The 17394-nt window shown below is 46.9% G+C and carries 9 protein-coding genes, 1 tRNA gene, 3 rRNA genes, 1 pseudogene and 1 riboswitch; of the genes and pseudogenes, 10 read left to right on the top strand and 4 right to left on the bottom strand.

The window, feature by feature from the left end:
• The first annotated feature begins 164 nt into the window (after positions 1-164).
• Both KHN79_RS13455 and dinF read left to right on the top strand, forming a co-directional pair.
• Positions 165-959, top strand: coding sequence for a class I SAM-dependent methyltransferase (locus KHN79_RS13455; protein ID WP_182011605.1), 795 nt, complete (start codon positions 165-167; stop codon positions 957-959).
• Between the two features lie 63 nt (positions 960-1022).
• Positions 1023-2365, top strand: a pseudogene (gene dinF / locus KHN79_RS13450) (MATE family efflux transporter DinF).
• Positions 2366-2437: 72 nt separating this feature from the next.
• Here dinF and sthA read toward each other — a convergent pair.
• Complete coding sequence (gene sthA, locus KHN79_RS13445) at positions 2438-3838, bottom strand: Si-specific NAD(P)(+) transhydrogenase (protein ID WP_182011606.1); 1401 nt, start codon at positions 3836-3838, stop codon at positions 2438-2440.
• Positions 3839-4134: 296 nt separating this feature from the next.
• On the opposite strand from sthA, the gene fabR reads away from it, so the two are divergent.
• Positions 4135-4776 (top strand): HTH-type transcriptional repressor FabR, encoded by a 642-nt coding sequence (fabR, locus tag KHN79_RS13440; protein WP_182011607.1) that lies wholly within the window; start codon positions 4135-4137, stop codon positions 4774-4776.
• Complete coding sequence (locus KHN79_RS13435; protein WP_182011608.1) at positions 4776-5147, top strand: YijD family membrane protein; 372 nt, start codon at positions 4776-4778, stop codon at positions 5145-5147. Before fabR ends, KHN79_RS13435 begins: the two co-directional genes overlap by 1 nt.
• Positions 5148-5206: 59 nt before the next feature.
• Here KHN79_RS13435 and trmA read toward each other — a convergent pair whose 3' ends face one another.
• On the bottom strand, positions 5207-6313 hold the full coding sequence (trmA, locus tag KHN79_RS13430) for a tRNA (uridine(54)-C5)-methyltransferase TrmA (protein WP_182011609.1): 1107 nt from the start codon (positions 6311-6313) through the stop codon (positions 5207-5209).
• 183 nt (positions 6314-6496) lie between these two features.
• Positions 6497-6700: riboswitch (cobalamin riboswitch) on the top strand.
• Positions 6701-6756: 56 nt separating this feature from the next.
• Between trmA and KHN79_RS13425 the strand changes: the two genes are divergently transcribed.
• Entirely contained in the window at positions 6757-8610 is a 1854-nt protein-coding gene (locus tag KHN79_RS13425) for a TonB-dependent receptor (RefSeq protein ID WP_182011610.1), read from the top strand.
• 181 nt (positions 8611-8791) lie between these two features.
• On the top strand, positions 8792-9604 hold the full coding sequence (gene murI / locus KHN79_RS13420; RefSeq protein WP_182011611.1) for a glutamate racemase: 813 nt from the start codon (positions 8792-8794) through the stop codon (positions 9602-9604).
• Here murI and KHN79_RS13415 read toward each other — a convergent pair.
• Positions 9558-10013: an RNA-binding protein gene (locus tag KHN79_RS13415; protein WP_182011614.1), complete on the bottom strand. Its 456-nt coding sequence runs from the start codon at positions 10011-10013 to the stop codon at positions 9558-9560. The two genes, murI and KHN79_RS13415, sit on opposite strands and share 47 nt — an antisense overlap.
• Positions 10014-10601: 588 nt before the next feature.
• Here KHN79_RS13415 and KHN79_RS13410 point away from each other — a divergent pair.
• The 4 genes from KHN79_RS13410 (at position 10602) to KHN79_RS13395 (ending at position 15654) form a co-directional block, all read left to right on the top strand.
• Positions 10602-12154 (top strand): 16S ribosomal RNA (locus KHN79_RS13410).
• Positions 12155-12432: 278 nt separating this feature from the next.
• Positions 12433-15324 (top strand): 23S ribosomal RNA (locus KHN79_RS13405).
• A gap of 93 nt (positions 15325-15417) precedes the next feature.
• Positions 15418-15533: ribosomal RNA gene (gene rrf, locus KHN79_RS13400) — 5S ribosomal RNA — on the top strand.
• Together the 16S, 23S and 5S rRNA genes with 1 tRNA gene alongside form the textbook arrangement of a ribosomal RNA operon.
• 44 nt (positions 15534-15577) lie before the next feature.
• Positions 15578-15654 (top strand) — tRNA-Asp (locus KHN79_RS13395).
• 382 nt (positions 15655-16036) lie between these two features.
• Here KHN79_RS13395 and pssA read toward each other — a convergent pair.
• A complete protein-coding gene (gene pssA / locus KHN79_RS13390; protein WP_182011771.1) occupies positions 16037-17377 on the bottom strand; it encodes a CDP-diacylglycerol--serine O-phosphatidyltransferase in 1341 nt (446 codons plus the stop codon).
• Positions 17378-17394: the final 17 nt, after the last annotated feature.

Below are 17394 nucleotides of genomic sequence, written 5' to 3'. Positions count from 1 at the left end.
ACAGCCCGGATTTTTCCGGGCTGTTGTATTTATCATCTTTAAATTTCCATCTGACTCCATTTCACATTTCCTCTCAGGCGGTATGCATCTTTGCTTGCTAGTGTAATTGATATTCATTATCATTTAATTATGTGTCCATCATGTCTATTGGCGTAGGAAATGCCATGTCTCAGCCCAAGCATCAAGTTCCCAATCATTTATTGAAACCTTTGTTGTTACGTAGCCGCGAAAGCATGATCGACAATGGCTTGGTTTATGACCCTATTGCTGCCAAAGCCTGCCTGAGTTGTAAGATGGCACCGGATTGCCTTAGCGGGGATGTTGCACAAAAGCAGTTGTTGCATGTGACGCTAACGCAATTGTGCGATCAGCAGGTAATGACATTTCTTCAGCAGCATCCGGATGCCTGGGTAATTAATGTGGGCGCAGGGCTCGATACCCGTTTCTACCGGCTGGATAACGGTCGTTGTCATTGGATTGAGTTAGATGTCACAGAAAATCTGGTGTGGCGTCAAAGGCTGTTCCATAAAAATGAACGTTACGCGCACCACACAGGCAGCGTCGGAGAGATGGCATGGTTGGAGTCCCTCGCAGTACCTGAAAATGCTCCTGTTCTGGTTGTCTGCGAAATGGCACTTCTGGATTGCTCAGCATCGCAGGTTGCCAGTTTTATGCAAACTCTCGGACGTCATTTTGTATCTGCTGAGGTGTGTATGGTTCTGGCTGGGGATCTGACTGAAAGCAAGTGGGGACAGAAACTCGGCTCTGATTGCTATGCGCATGGCTTCGAAGCGCCAGCTGAACAGGTACTGCAATGGCTACCATGGGCGCAGTGGGTAAAAGTCTTTTCACCTTTAGACCGTTTTTGCTCCCGCTGGAAGGCTTGGCAACGCTGGATTAATAAGATTCCTGTGCTGAAACATCGTCTTACGCCAGTGCTTGTTCACATCAAGTGGTAATTGCCAGCCTACGCTTGTTGTGATAACTCAGGTACACTTATTAACCTAGTTAACGAGGTGCCTGTGACAAACTCTATTTTTTCTTCTTTATCTAATCCTCAAGTGCACCGTCAGGTCTTAGCGCTCGCAATACCAATGGTGCTGTCAAATATTACCGTTCCGCTGCTTGGGCTGGTCGATGCTGCTGTGATTGGGCACCTTGAACACGCCTGGTATCTGGGTGGTGTTGCCTTAGGCAGTACAATGATTAGTGTGACGTTCTGGCTACTCGGCTTTTTGCGTATGTCGACAACCGGGCTGGCTGCGCAGTCTTATGGCAGCGATGATCGTAAACAACTGGCATTAGTATTTCTGCAAGGTGCTTTGATGGCGCTGCTGTTTGCGGTGCTGTTCTTATTCCTACACAGCTCAGTTGCTGATCTTATCTTTAACTGGAGTGATGCCAGCGCAGAAGTAAAGCATTACGGTATGCAGTATTTCTCTGTCCGGGTATGGAGTGCACCGGCAGCACTGATGAACTTCGTTCTGCTCGGATGGTTGTTAGGCACGCAAAACGCTAAAGCTCCGATGTGGATGGTTATTATTACTAACCTGACCAACATCGTACTGGATGTCTTGTTTGTTATGGGCTTGGGATGGAAAGTGGAAGGAGCTGCGTTGGCATCTGTCATTGCTGACTACTCGGGGATGGTATTTGGTCTAGTTTGTGTGTGGAAAACATGGCAAGAGAGAAAGCTGCCTTCACCGAAGAGTCTACTGGCTGACACGAGGCACGGGGCCGGCCGGTTTGTAAAACTTAATCGTGACATCTTTTTACGCTCACTGTGCCTGCAAGCGGCGTTTAGCTTTATGACTTTTCAGGGCGCAAGCTTTGGCGATGATGTCGTGGCAGCGAATGCGGTGCTGATGAGCTTTCTGATGATCATTTCTTACGGTATGGACGGCTTTGCGTACGCCATGGAAGCCATGGTCGGTAAGGCCATCGGGGCTAAAGACAGGCAGCAACTGAGTGCGTCATTGATTGGCACCTTCTTCTGGAGTCTGATCATCTGCTTAGGTTTAACTGCTGTTTTTGGTCTGGCAGGATCACACCTGATCGCCATGATCACCTCTATAGACTCTGTGCATCAGCAAGCTGCTATCTATCTGCCATGGCTGGTGGTGATGCCATTAGCGTCGATGTGGTGTTTCCTGCTCGACGGGATATTTGTCGGAGCGACCAAAGGCAAGGAAATGCGCAACAGCATGTTTGTAGCTACCAGTAGTTTCTTTGTTGTTTTTTACCTGTTTGCCGGATGGGAAAATCATGCACTTTGGCTGGCGATGACCAGTTTTATGCTGATGCGTGGTATCGGACTTGGGATGATTTTCTTTATCAGTGGCGCAAGGAAACATTTCTTGCGTAACGATGAGGTGACCACAAACAAAAACAGCAGGCTTGATGCCTGCTGTTTTACTCTTTGCTGGTAGCTTTGCAGTTAGAATAGGCGGTTTAAACCGTTCAGTGCTGCTACGCGGTAGGCTTCCGCCATAGTTGGATAGTTGAACGTGGTGTTAACGAAATACTCGATGGTATTCGCTTCACCTTTCTGCTCCATAATAGCCTGGCCGATGTGGATGATTTCTGCTGCACGCTCACCAAAGCAGTGAATACCTAGGATCTCTTTAGTTTCACGATGGAACAGAATCTTTAAACTGCCAACGTCTTTACCTGCAATCTGCGCACGGGCAAGGTGTTTAAAGGAAGAACGACCAACCTCGTAAGGTACTTTAGCTGCCGTTAGCTCTTGTTCCGTTTTACCGACGGAGCTGATTTCCGGGATGGTGTAAATACCTGTCGGAATATCTTCAATCAGGTAGTTTTCTGCCTCACCTTTAGTGATCGCCTGGGCGACAAAGCGTCCCTGGTCATAAGCTGCACTTGCAAGGCTAGGGTAACCAATCACATCGCCCACTGCGTATATGTGCTCCACTGCGGTTTGGTAATTTCGGTTCACTTTTAATTGTCCGCGTGAGTCCGATTCGAGACCCACAGCCCCAAGGTTGAGTTTATCTGTATTACCGGTTCGGCCATTCGCGTACAGCAGGCAATCAGCACGCATCTTCTTACCAGACTTGAGATGAATGATGACGCCGTCTTCGGTGCCTTCAATTTTCTCGTAAGTTTCGTCATTGCGAATTACCACACCACTGTTCCAGAAGTGGTATGAAAGCGCATCTGAAACTTCGTTATCTAAGAACTCCAACAAACGATCCCGGGTATTAACAAGATCGGTTTTCACGCCTAGCCCACGGAAGATTGACGCGTATTCACAACCGATCACGCCAGCACCATAGATAATGATATGGCGGGGATCATGCTTTAGGCTAAGGATAGAGTCACTGTCATAAATGCGATCGTGCAGGAAGTCGACGTTATCTGGCTGGTATGGACGTGAGCCGGTCGCAATGACAAATTTATCGGCTGAGTAGATGTCTTCAGTGCCATCATTTTGCATCACCGCAACAGAGCGCTCATCGATAAAACGTGCGGTACCAAACAGCAGGGTACATTGGTTACGGTCGTAGAAACCCTGACGCAGGCGCGTTTGCTTGTCGATGACCGACTTAGCGTGGCCTAAAATGTCAGAAAACGTGGCATGCAGGCTGGTGTTATTTTGACAGAAAAGCGGATTGCTGTTGAACTCAATAATACGGCTAACCGCATGACGCAGTGCTTTTGATGGTATGGTTCCCCAGTGAGTACAGCCGCCACCGACACTGTTCTCTTTTTCGATGATGGCTACATTCAGGCCTGCTTTGGTTAACCCCATCGCAGCCCCTTCTCCACCCGGGCCACTACCAATTACTATCACGTCAAAGTGATTAACATGCGCCATGATGTATTTCCTTGTTATATTTGCTTAACATTGCTTTAGCGCAATTTTAACTCATTTGCGCTATAGGTACACGTGCTGGCTGCGAGAGAGTGGAAGTGATCACGCAGAAACCTCTAAAAGAACGAATTGAACGGTTAGATGTCTATAAATTACGCTGAGGATATTGCATACAGACACGTGCCAGTAGTAACGTTTTCCCGTTCAGTCATGAGAGAGGCAACATATTTTTCTCCCAGGGAGTGAATTGCGTTATATTGAAGCTCTTGTCCCCCTACAGTAAAAAGAGCAAGTTAAGAATGAAATCGATGGGAATTCGCGCACAGCAAAAAGAAAAAACACGCCGTTCACTGATTGATGCAGCATTTAGTCAGTTAAGTGCTGAGCGCAGTTTTTCCAATCTTAGCTTGAGAGAAGTTGCCAGGGAGGCAGGAATCGCACCGACTTCTTTTTATCGTCACTTCAAGGACATGGATGAGCTAGGCTTAACTATGGTCGATGAGGGCGGTTTATTGCTGCGTCAACTGATGCGTCAGGCGCGTCAGCGTATTGTCAAAGAAGGCAGTGTGATTCGAACTTCGATTGAAACTTTTATGGAATTCATAGAAAGTAGTCCTAACGTATTTCGCTTATTGCTGCGTGAGCGTTCGGGCACGTCATCGGAATTCCGAACGGCCGTCGCTCGAGAAATTCAGCATTTTGCGGCAGAGTTAACTGAGTATTTAATGAGCACCGGCGTGACCAGAGAAGAGGCCTATACTCAAGCAGAGGCGTCGGTTACTTTGGTCTTTAGCTCGGGCGCTGAAGCTTTAGATTTAGATCGACGTGAGCGAGATGAACTCGCAGAGCGGTTGATTATGCAATTGCGAATGATAGCCAAAGGGGCTTATTGGTATCGCAAAGAACGTGAACGAAACCGATTAAAAGGCGGGATAGAATAATGGCGAATGGAAATAAATCTGAAAAGAAAACGCTGATATTGGCACTGATAGCAGGGATGTGTGGTGATGCTTTACTGTCATGGTTGACCATGAGTGAAGTCTCTTTCTCAATCTTCCCTGTGATTGCACTTGTACTGGCTGTGCAGGCCCTCTACCAGGAGTACTTAAACAACCCGGTATCGGAAGATATCCCACTGGTTGGTTTGGCCTGTTTCTTTGTCGGAGCATTTGGTCACTCTGCGTTTATTAAAGCGCAGCACCCGGAAGCCGGTTCAAACTTCTTTGCCATCATGGTGGCGATGATCTTACTGGTCTGGATTGGCAAGAAGCTGGGCTTCATGGAAGGCAAAGCTAAAGCGACAGCAGAGTAGTCGTGCAAAGTTAAATAGAAAAGCGAGCTGTTGAGCTCGCTTTTTTTTATCTCTGCTGTTTACTTGCGTTCCAGTAATACACCCGCTTCCATGTGGTGGGTGTAAGGGAATTGGTCAAACAGAGCGAAACGCGTCACTTTGTGAGTCTCGGTCAGAATGTCTAGGTTCTCTTTCAATGTTTCAGGGTTGCAAGAAATGTACATGATACGCTCGTAACCTTGCACCATTTTACAGGTATCCACATCCATGCCTGAACGAGGCGGATCGACAAAAATCGTATTGCAGTTGTAGCTCTTCAGATCCACACCTGCATCTTGTAAGCGACGGAACTCACGTTTACCTTCGATAGCCTGAGTAAACTCTTCTGCTGAAAGGCGGAGAATTTGCACGTTATCTATGTTGTTTGCGGCGATATTGTATTGCGCAGATACCACAGAAGGCTTCGCCAGTTCTGTTGCCAGAACACGGTCAAAGTTTTGTGCCAGCGCCAGAGAGAAGTTACCGTTACCACAGTAAAGTTCTAACAGGTCACCTGTACTGTCTTGAGTACAATCAACAGCCCACTCCAGCATTTTCTCTGCGACTTTACCGTTTGGTTGGGTAAAGCTGTTCTCAACTTGCTGGTAAATGTAGCTTTGACCATTAACATCCAGCTTCTCAATCACGTAGTCCTGGTCGAGGATGATCTTCATCTTACGTGCACGGCCGATGATGTTGAGGTTGAAACCTTCATCGTTCAGGCGCTGTTTCATTGCTTTTGCATTTTCAATCCACTCATCATCCAGCTGACGGTGGTAAAGCAGAGACACCAGTATTTCACCGCTAAGCGTAGAGAGAAAATCTACCTGGAATAGTTTACGGCGCAGGGAGTCGTTGTCTTTCATCGCTTCAATGAGTAGCGGCATCAGGTCATTGATCAGGCGGCTCGCCGCAGGGAACTGGTCAACGCGGTATTTTTCGCGAGTTTCCTGATTAAACATGATGTAGTAAAGATCTTCACCTTCATGCCAGACGCGGAACTCAGCACGCATACGGTAATGCTGCTCTGGTGATTCAAACACTTCCAGTTCTGGTACGTTGTATGGCGCGAACATATCAGTGAGACGTTCAACTTTTTCAGCCAGTTGTTCCTGGTAGCGTTGTGGGTTTACATCAAGAGTAGCCATGATCTTACCTTTTATGGTGCATTCAATTTAAGAGCGCAGATTTTATTCAATCTCAACGCTATGTCCAGCTTTGAGCCAGAATTGATCTAAAGATAGTGTGTACAGCGTCGAGAGAAAACCCAATCAGGTGAGCATTACAATTCATAGCAACAATATTGGCTGGACAAATAATCCATAGCCCAATAGTATTTTCCTCAAGCTGGTGCTATCTAGCAATCTAGATGGCTGAAATGGGAATCTGGTGTAACTCCAGAACTGACGCGCAGCGGTAAAAGAGAACGAAAGCTTATCAAGACACTGCATTGGTTGATGTGGGAAGTCGAGCTAGTAGGGGGAGTACGTCCAAGCTCTTGAGTCCGAATACCTGCCAGCAACTGAGCCACAGCACTGGACTGCCAACTATGGCAGGGCTCAGATGGAATTACGCGATTTAGGACAATACAATGAAAAAAACTCTTCTGGCGATCACGTGTGCATCGCTGCTTTTCCCTGCCTCTTATCTACAGGCTCAAGAAACTTCTATTTACGAAACGGTTGTCGTGACCGCGAACCGATTTAAACAAATTGACGGCGCAGTTCTTGCGCAGACCGTTACGGTTACGAAGGAAGACATAGAACGCCTTCAGGCAGACAGTCTGTTTGATGTTTTTCGTACGCTACCAAGTATTGAAGTCGCACAATATGGTGGTCGTGGTCAAACAGCTTCAATCTTTGTTCGTGGTGGTAGTTCATCTCAAGTCTTGGTATTGATTGATGGTGTTCGTGTGCCGAGAGCGAGTATGGGAGGCGTCGACTTCAGCCAGTTCCCTGTGAACTCAATAGAACGTGTTGATTATATTCGTGGTGCTCGGGCATCTATTTATGGTTCCGAAGCGATTTCTGGCGTAATCAATATTATTACCCGCGCGAGTATGGACAGTGACTCGGGTAAAGTCTCTGTAGGATATGGTTCTGATAATCACACAAAAGGAACGTTGGTTGTCTCGACCCCTGTTGGTGAGGATAAGCACATTAAAGGAGTATTAGGTTACGAGAAAACCGATGGGTACAACGTTAAACCTCAATCAGGTTTGAATGACGGCGATGAGCATGGGTTTGAGTCTTACAACGCTAAACTAGGTTACCAACAAAGCTTTTCAGATAACATCAGTGGTTACATTGGCCTCACGGCTTACAACAATGAATTTGATTACGATAGTAGTAGCGTTTGGACTGGATATGAGAAAAAAACCGGCCAAGTCGAATACCGTGGTGCGGATTTGTCCCTTGAATATTCTAAGAACGAATATGCTTCTGAGCTGCAGTTAGCTTATGGTCAACAAGATAACTACGACCACAACGCAGAGCAAAGTAAATCGGCTGGCGACCATATTACTATTGAGCAGTTCAATGCGATTTGGCTTAACTCCTACCGCGTAAACGATGGCCTAAGTCTTGGTGGTGGTTTGGATTATCGTACTGAAAAGCTTGCGAAAGGGTATTTGGCTCCAAGCACGTGGTCACCAGCACAGGAGTACAACCCTGAAGAGAACCCAAGAGCAAACTTTGGTATCAGCGCGATCGCGCAATATGCGTTTGATGTGTGGACGGTAGAAGCAAGTGTACGTAATGATGAAAATAACCAGTTTGGTAATAACACCACGTGGCAAACGGCTGCAGGTTGGAAAGTTTACCAAGATTACGAGTTAACGCTAAGTCACGGCACTGCTTTCCGTGCACCGAGTTTCGTTGATTTATACTACCCAGGCTATGAAATGCCAAACTTGAAACCTGAAGAGTCAGAAAACACTGAGGTTTCTTTGTCGGGTGTACTATCGATTGCTGATTGGACGGTAACTGGCTACTACAACCAAATCGAAAACATGCTGATTTGGGAAGGCATGGGCATGAAAAATGTTGGCGAAGCTGAGATTAAAGGTATTGAGCTAGAGGTGAAGCTAGATACTGATATTGTATCTCACGAGCTCTACTTAGATTATAAAGACCCAGTCGACAGGTCAGGTGCGGAAGATACGCAACTGTCTTACCGTTCTAAGCGCGGTGCTAAATGGAATGCGAGTGCAACGTTCGACCAATGGACACTAGGCTCACAATATCTGTATCAGGGAGAGCGTTTTAGTGGTAACACAAGATTGCCGAGCTACAGCCTGTGGAACTTCACGGCATCTTATGCAGCAAGCCAGAATTGGGATATTAACGCTAAGCTAAGTAACGCATTTGATAAAGATTATGAGATGTACACTGGTTATGCGACGCCTGGGCGACAGTATTTTGTATCAGCTGACTACCGTTTCTAATCGAAATTAATTAACAAAGGCCGCCTAATTGGCGGTCTTTCTCTTTGGAGAAAAATAGGCTGTGTAAAAGGAGTATGCTTAAACCTAAGCAAAGTGGGATAACAATCCAATATAGTGAATGCATTGCTAAAACAAATCCAGAGAGTATGATCGCAGCGTTTTTATTGTTTAGGTAAGATTCGTGCGGGTATCAAATAAGAAAAAGGTTTTGGTTTTTGACTCCGGTGTCGGAGGGCTTTCTGTATTTAAAGAAATACATCGTCTTCTGCCGCAGCTCGATTACCTGTACCTATTCGATAATCAGGCTTATCCATATGGAGAGTTAGATCAGAACGTTTTGATCGCACGTGTTAATCATCTTGTATCAGCGTTAGTTGACCAGTATAACGCTGATATTGTGGTTATAGCATGTAACACCGCAAGCACTATTGTTCTTCCTTCATTACGTAAAAACCTGTCTATCCCTGTTGTTGGTGTCGTACCTGCAATTAAGCCAGCGTCAAAAATGGCTTGCAAAGGGATAGGGCTGATCGCGACTCCAGCAACCGTTACCCGGCAATATACGCACGAACTGATTCGTGATTATTCTAAGGGCAAGCCTGTAGAGCTATTGGGATCCACTCGTCTGGTCGATATGGCAGAAGAAAAGCTACGCGGTAAAGACGTTTGTATCGAGGAATTAGCCGCTATCCTTGCGCCGCTGAGAAATAAAGTCGATGTAGCGGTTTTGGGTTGCACTCACTTTCCTCTTATTCATGAAGAAATTCATCAAGCGTTAGACGGAAAAGTTACCTTAGTTGACTCAGGAGAGGCGATAGCTCGTCGAGTTCAGGCTTTGTTAGGTTGTGAGATCAATGAGGAAGCAGAGGAAGGGAATAAGCAAATTTTTGCTAGTGCATCTCCTTGGCAAGAAGATGCACTGAACGTGTGTTTGGCGAAGTTAGGTTTTAGTCCTGTTCAGGTGTATCGCCTTCCGGATGTTTCGGATCGTTAGCAATGCGCACTTTAAGCGTACGCTCCATATAAACTTTTTCATTTAACTTGGCGATGGCAGGCTTTGCATCTGAAGCGGCCATGACAACAAATCCAAACCCCCTTCTTTTACCTGTTCGTTTATCCTTCATTAAACGCACAGCAAATACCTGTCCATATTCCGAAAACAAATCACGTACGTGATTCTCATTTGCTTTATATGGAAGGTTTCCGACATACAGTGTTTTTGTTGACGGATCAGATTCGGTTGATTGTTCAGTGAGTGTCTGGCTAGAAAATGAAAATAGAAAAGCAGTAGCGACAACACCGATAACAAAACTAAGAGCAGGTGAAATAGCGAATTGAGAGAATATAAGTCCCCCAACGAGAGCCAGCCCGGCACATAAAGTCAGATTTTTTTTAGACGTCATTTTGATTACTACATATAGGTGATAAAGAGATTGTTTGCCTATTAATAAAATAGACACATGAATCTTACGTATATGGTTGGTGTTTTTCCAACCAATTGCTGTGATATGTCTCAAATGTGACGAAGAAATATGCGAATTTCACGCTTTTGGCGAATAAATAAGCGCTTGGTGTTTTTTTTTAAGAAAAGGGTTGCGCTAATTTCTCAACTCCCTATACTGCGCATCCACCGACACGGAGTGAGACAACAGTCACACAGCGAGTCGGAAAGAGAGAAAAAGAAATTTGAAAAAATGCTTGACTCTCAAATCGGGAAGCGTAAGATACGCACCCCTGACAGCACGACGCGAAAGCGATGAGTAAGTCAGAAATGCTCTTTAAAAATAAGAACCTATCAATCTGTGTGGGCACTCGTTGATGATAATCCAATTCGAAACTTCGGTTTCAAATTAGGTTTCAATGATACGAAGTGACCATTGAATCTTCGGATTCAGCACAGTCAATTCATTATCGTTCTGTTGGAACGATAATAGCTTTAAAATTACTTTTGTAGTTTTGAAGTCAGTATTCATTGAGCCGAACAAAATCTTAAATTGAAGAGTTTGATCATGGCTCAGATTGAACGCTGGCGGCAGGCCTAACACATGCAAGTCGAGCGGAAACGAGTTATCTGAACCTTCGGGGGACGATAACGGCGTCGAGCGGCGGACGGGTGAGTAATGCCTAGGAAATTGCCCTGATGTGGGGGATAACCATTGGAAACGATGGCTAATACCGCATGATGCCTTCGGGCCAAAGAGGGGGACCTTCGGGCCTCTCGCGTCAGGATATGCCTAGGTGGGATTAGCTAGTTGGTGAGGTAAGGGCTCACCAAGGCGACGATCCCTAGCTGGTCTGAGAGGATGATCAGCCACACTGGAACTGAGACACGGTCCAGACTCCTACGGGAGGCAGCAGTGGGGAATATTGCACAATGGGCGCAAGCCTGATGCAGCCATGCCGCGTGTGTGAAGAAGGCCTTCGGGTTGTAAAGCACTTTCAGTCGTGAGGAAGGTAGTGTAGTTAATAGCTGCATTATTTGACGTTAGCGACAGAAGAAGCACCGGCTAACTCCGTGCCAGCAGCCGCGGTAATACGGAGGGTGCGAGCGTTAATCGGAATTACTGGGCGTAAAGCGCATGCAGGTGGTTTGTTAAGTCAGATGTGAAAGCCCGGGGCTCAACCTCGGAATTGCATTTGAAACTGGCAGACTAGAGTACTGTAGAGGGGGGTAGAATTTCAGGTGTAGCGGTGAAATGCGTAGAGATCTGAAGGAATACCGGTGGCGAAGGCGGCCCCCTGGACAGATACTGACACTCAGATGCGAAAGCGTGGGGAGCAAACAGGATTAGATACCCTGGTAGTCCACGCCGTAAACGATGTCTACTTGGAGGTTGTGGCCTTGAGCCGTGGCTTTCGGAGCTAACGCGTTAAGTAGACCGCCTGGGGAGTACGGTCGCAAGATTAAAACTCAAATGAATTGACGGGGGCCCGCACAAGCGGTGGAGCATGTGGTTTAATTCGATGCAACGCGAAGAACCTTACCTACTCTTGACATCCAGAGAACTTTCCAGAGATGGATTGGTGCCTTCGGGAACTCTGAGACAGGTGCTGCATGGCTGTCGTCAGCTCGTGTTGTGAAATGTTGGGTTAAGTCCCGCAACGAGCGCAACCCTTATCCTTGTTTGCCAGCGAGTAATGTCGGGAACTCCAGGGAGACTGCCGGTGATAAACCGGAGGAAGGTGGGGACGACGTCAAGTCATCATGGCCCTTACGAGTAGGGCTACACACGTGCTACAATGGCGCATACAGAGGGCGGCCAACTTGCGAAAGTGAGCGAATCCCAAAAAGTGCGTCGTAGTCCGGATTGGAGTCTGCAACTCGACTCCATGAAGTCGGAATCGCTAGTAATCGTGGATCAGAATGCCACGGTGAATACGTTCCCGGGCCTTGTACACACCGCCCGTCACACCATGGGAGTGGGCTGCAAAAGAAGTAGGTAGTTTAACCTTCGGGGGGACGCTTACCACTTTGTGGTTCATGACTGGGGTGAAGTCGTAACAAGGTAGCGCTAGGGGAACCTGGCGCTGGATCACCTCCTTATACGATGATTATACACGATGAGTGTCCACACAGATTGATAGTTCACAAGCGCAAGCTTGTAGCTAACATAGCTCTTTAACAATTTGGAAAGCTGACAAAATAATCTTTAAGATTATTTGTAAAGTTCTCAAAGTATTCCTGATGGAATACAACTAACAACACATTCAAGTGTTCTTGGAATTTGAGTCCGGCAAAATCGAAAGCTGTCTCGCTCATTCAAATAATGAGACAGCAACTTTGGTTGTTTAACTTCAATTCGAAACTCCTTCGGGTTGTATGGTTAAGTGACTAAGCGTACACGGTGGATGCCTTGGCAGTCAGAGGCGATGAAGGACGTATTAACTTGCGATAAGCCCAGATTAGGCAGTAAAAGCCACTTGAGTCTGGGATTTCCGAATGGGGAAACCCACTAGCATAAGCTAGTATCGCTGCGTGAATACATAGCGCAGCGAGGCGAACCGGGGGAACTGAAACATCTAAGTACCCCGAGGAAAAGAAATCAACCGAGATTCCGAAAGTAGCGGCGAGCGAAATTGGACTAGCCCTTAAGCTTTATATGCGTTAGACGAACGGTCTGGAAAGTCCGGCGATACAGGGTGATAGCCCCGTAGTTGACAACGCACATTCAGTGAAATCGAGTAGGGCGGGACACGTGATATCCTGTCTGAATATGGGGGGACCATCCTCCAAGGCTAAATACTACTGACTGACCGATAGTGAACCAGTACCGTGAGGGAAAGGCGAAAAGAACCCCTGTGAGGGGAGTGAAATAGAACCTGAAACCGTGTACGTACAAGCAGTAGGAGCAGGCTTTGTCCTGTGACTGCGTACCTTTTGTATAATGGGTCAGCGACTTATATTCAGTGGCAAGGTTAACCATCTAGGGGAGCCGTAGGGAAACCGAGTCTTAACTGGGCGTTTTAGTCTCTGGATATAGACCCGAAACCAGGTGATCTAGCCATGGGCAGGTTGAAGGTTGAGTAACATCAACTGGAGGACCGAACCGACTAATGTTGAAAAATTAGCGGATGACTTGTGGCTAGGGGTGAAAGGCCAATCAAACCTGGAGATAGCTGGTTCTCCCCGAAAGCTATTTAGGTAGCGCCTCGGACGAATACTACTGGGGGTAGAGCACTGTTAAGGCTAGGGGGTCATCCCGACTTACCAACCCTTTGCAAACTCCGAATACCAGTAAGTACTATCCGGGAGACACACGGCGGGTGCTAACGTCCGTCGTGGAGAGGGAAACAACCCAGACCGCCAGCTAAGGTCCCAAATTACTACTAAGTGGGAAACGATGTGGGAAGGCTCAGACAGCCAGGATGTTGGCTTAGAAGCAGCCATCATTTAAAGAAAGCGTAATAGCTCACTGGTCGAGTCGGCCTGCGCGGAAGATGTAACGGGGCTAAGTAGTAAACCGAAGCTGCGGCAATATACTTTTGTATATTGGGTAGGGGAGCGTTCTGTAAGCGGTTGAAGGTGTGTGGTAACGCATGCTGGACGTATCAGAAGTGCGAATGCTGACATGAGTAACGATAAAGGGGGTGAAAAACCTCCTCGCCGGAAGACCAAGGGTTCCTGTCCAACGTTAATCGGGGCAGGGTAAGTCGACCCCTAAGGCGAGGCCGAAAGGCGTAGTCGATGGGAAACGGGTTAATATTCCCGTACTTCTTACAATTGCGATGGGGGGACGGAGAAGGCTAGGTGGGCCTGGCGACGGTTGTCCAGGTTCAAGTGCGTAGGCTTAAGAGTTAGGTAAATCCGGCTCTTTTTAAGGCTGAGACACGACGTCGAGCTACTACGGTAGTGAAGTCATTGATGCCATGCTTCCAGGAAAAGCCTCTAAGCTTCAGATTGTAAGGAATCGTACCCCAAACCGACACAGGTGGTCGGGTAGAGAATACCAAGGCGCTTGAGAGAACTCGGGTGAAGGAACTAGGCAAAATGGTACCGTAACTTCGGGAGAAGGTACGCTCTCGACGGTGAAGTCCCTCGCGGATGGAGCTATTGAGAGTCGCAGATACCAGGTGGCTGCAACTGTTTATTAAAAACACAGCACTGTGCAAAATCGTAAGATGACGTATACGGTGTGACGCCTGCCCGGTGCCGGAAGGTTAATTGATGGGGTTAGACTTCGGTCGAAGCTCTTGATCGAAGCCCCGGTAAACGGCGGCCGTAACTATAACGGTCCTAAGGTAGCGAAATTCCTTGTCGGGTAAGTTCCGACCTGCACGAATGGCGTAATGATGGCCACGCTGTCTCCACCCGAGACTCAGTGAAATTGAAATCGCTGTGAAGATGCAGTGTACCCGCGGCTAGACGGAAAGACCCCGTGAACCTTTACTACAGCTTGGCACTGAACATTGACCCTACATGTGTAGGATAGGTGGGAGGCTTTGAAGACGGTACGCCAGTATCGTTGGAGCCGTCCTTGAAATACCACCCTTGTAGTGTTGATGTTCTAACGTTGACCCCTTATCGGGGTTACGGACAGTGCCTGGTGGGTAGTTTGACTGGGGCGGTCTCCTCCCAAAGAGTAACGGAGGAGCACGAAGGTGGGCTAATCACGGTTGGACATCGTGAGGTTAGTGCAATGGCATAAGCCCGCTTGACTGCGAGAATGACAATTCGAGCAGGTGCGAAAGCAGGTCATAGTGATCCGGTGGTTCTGAATGGAAGGGCCATCGCTCAACGGATAAAAGGTACTCCGGGGATAACAGGCTGATACCGCCCAAGAGTTCATATCGACGGCGGTGTTTGGCACCTCGATGTCGGCTCATCACATCCTGGGGCTGAAGTCGGTCCCAAGGGTATGGCTGTTCGCCATTTAAAGTGGTACGCGAGCTGGGTTTAGAACGTCGTGAGACAGTTCGGTCCCTATCTGCCGTGGGCGTTGGAGAATTGAAAGGGGCTGCTCCTAGTACGAGAGGACCGGAGTGGACGAACCTCTGGTGTTCGGGTTGTGTCGCCAGACGCATTGCCCGGTAGCTAAGTTCGGAATTGATAACCGCTGAAAGCATCTAAGCGGGAAGCAAGCCTTGAGATGAGTTCTCCCTGATACTTTAAGTATCCTAAAGGGTTGTCGTAGACTACGACGTTGATAGGCAGGGTGTGTAAGCGTTGTGAGGCGTTGAGCTAACCTGTACTAATTGCCCGTGAGGCTTAACCATACAACACCCAAGGGGTTTTGATGGACTCAATAAAAGAACATTGAATGTGTAAGAACGAGAATTAAAAAACAGCTTTCCGAATTAAAGAATTTGCTTGGCGGCCATAGCGTTTTGGACCCACCTGATTCCATTCCGAACTCAGAAGTGAAACAAAACAGCGCCGATGGTAGTGTGGGGTTTCCCCATGTGAGAGTAGGACATCGCCAGGCTTTAAATTATGGACATTCGTTGTAATAACGGGTGATACCACTGCGGAGTGGTAGTTCAGTTGGTTAGAATACCGGCCTGTCACGCCGGGGGTCGCGGGTTCGAGTCCCGTCCACTCCGCCACTTATACTAAGCCCGAGTCGAAAGACTCGGGCTTTTTTACGTTTGAAGATTAGGTTTTAAACGGAAAATACTTCTCGTTTCCCTCAGAAAGTCGATGATAAGCTTATGAGCTGTGCTAATTGAGAAGAAGCAAAACTTATCAGAGTTAAACTTACCCATGCTTTCAGTGTGCTACTTTTCGTTATTTCAAATAACCTCACTTTCCTGCCTGACAATGTCCCTAGCTATCATTTGAAACTTAGAAACGTGTACAGGGTTTAGTACTAAATGATGTTGGTTATAGTAAGTGGGCTGTGTCGAGAGCAGTTTGCTCTTAGATGGGTAAACACAAAAAACCCAACCGAAGTTGGGTTTTGAACTAATCAACTGAAAAACTGGACATTTAAAGAATACGTTTTAAAACACCGTCCGCTTTTAAGCGGGTAATTTTTCTTACTAGCTTTTGAACACTTAACGGGTAGTCATCAACTTTTTCTAGCTGCCTATAGGTGCAGATGAGGTGAGTGTGCTCCAGGATACGAGAAACTTCTTCCTCAAACTTACTGGTAAGCTTGGCGTAGTTATCTTGGATTAATAAGCCATTCTCCAGATCAAGAGACCATGCTCGTGGATTCAGGTTATTTCCAGTTAGTAACATGTATCGTTTATCAACCCAAATACCTTTAAGGTGGAAGCTGTTGTTATCGTGCTTCCATAAGTGAACCGATAGTTTTCGTGCCGCTATATTAGCCTCATTCGCCTTGGCGAAGCGACGAAGATTAACCTCATAAAGATAAGGTAAGCCACCGATGGTTTTAAATTCTTCTTCAGGAGAGATATAGAAATCATTGGCAATCTTGTCGCCAACCACAATAGTTACTTTTACTCCGCGCTTCATTGCTCGCTTCACTTCGCGATGAATAGCTTTAGGGAAGTTGAAGTACGGAGTACAAATGAAAACTTCATTTTGAGCGGCTGCGAGTAACTTAACTATCTGTTGATTCAATATATTGCGTCGTTTGCCCAAGCCAACCAGTGGTGTGACTTTTACTGAGTCTTCAGTTTCTTTTTCAGATTCAAACTGATAACTCGCTTGAGATAAAGAAGAGCGTAGTTGACGAATCGCTGATTTGATTTCTTTTGTTTCTGGTTTATCTTGAGCTGCAAGATCGTTGACCGCTGGATGTGCGATCATTTCACTCTGAATAAAGTCCACCATTGAGTCCGCGAGAGACCCATGTCGTATGACGTGATAACGGTCAAAACGATAGCGACCATGATATTGTAGATAAACATTGTTCAGGCTTGCACCACTATAGATAACGGTGTCATCGACAATGAAACCTTTTAAGTGCAATACGCCAAAGACCTCCCGACCACGAACAGGAATGCCATAGACAGGGATAGAGTATTGGTACTGTTGGGCAAATGCTTTATACAGAGCAGAGTTGCCTTCTGAAGTTTCTGCTCCAATTAAGCCACGCTGTGCACGATGCCAGTCTACACAGATATTGATGTCTAAGCCGGGATTACGCTGCTTGGCTTCATACAGGGCTGTGAGTATTTCACGTCCAGCTTCGTCATCTTCCAGATACAGAGCGACTAGGTAAATTCGTGACGTTGCCTTACTGATCGCGTCCAAAAGGCGAGTTCTGAATTCTTGAGCAGAATACAGTACGTCAAAGTCTTTAGGGTTTACTGCGAGACTAGGCAACTGTTCGAATGGATTCCTACTTACTATCATACCGGTGTGAGTACCTT

Origin of the sequence: Vibrio sp. B1FLJ16 (assembly GCF_905175385.1) — a bacterium.
In the GTDB taxonomy this organism is placed as follows: Bacteria; Pseudomonadota; Gammaproteobacteria; order Enterobacterales; family Vibrionaceae; genus Vibrio.
Note: the sequence above shows the minus strand (reverse complement) of the source record. Positions and strands in the feature narration are given on the sequence as shown.

What these genes read in the sequence shown, in the direction of transcription:
- KHN79_RS13455 (WP_182011605.1), top strand. Translation starts at nt 165, where the DNA reads ATGTCTCAGCCCAAGCATCAAGTTCCCAATCATTTATTGAAACCTTTG.
- sthA (WP_182011606.1), bottom strand. Translation starts at nt 3,838, where the DNA reads ATGGCGCATGTTAATCACTTTGACGTGATAGTAATTGGTAGTGGCCCG.
- fabR (WP_182011607.1), top strand. Translation starts at nt 4,135, where the DNA reads ATGAAATCGATGGGAATTCGCGCACAGCAAAAAGAAAAAACACGCCGT.
- KHN79_RS13435 (WP_182011608.1), top strand. Translation starts at nt 4,776, where the DNA reads ATGGCGAATGGAAATAAATCTGAAAAGAAAACGCTGATATTGGCACTG.
- trmA (WP_182011609.1), bottom strand. Translation starts at nt 6,313, where the DNA reads ATGGCTACTCTTGATGTAAACCCACAACGCTACCAGGAACAACTGGCT.
- KHN79_RS13425 (WP_182011610.1), top strand. Translation starts at nt 6,757, where the DNA reads ATGAAAAAAACTCTTCTGGCGATCACGTGTGCATCGCTGCTTTTCCCT.
- KHN79_RS13415 (WP_182011614.1), bottom strand. Translation starts at nt 10,013, where the DNA reads ATGACGTCTAAAAAAAATCTGACTTTATGTGCCGGGCTGGCTCTCGTT.
- pssA (WP_182011771.1), bottom strand. Translation starts at nt 17,377, where the DNA reads ATGATAGTAAGTAGGAATCCATTCGAACAGTTGCCTAGTCTCGCAGTA.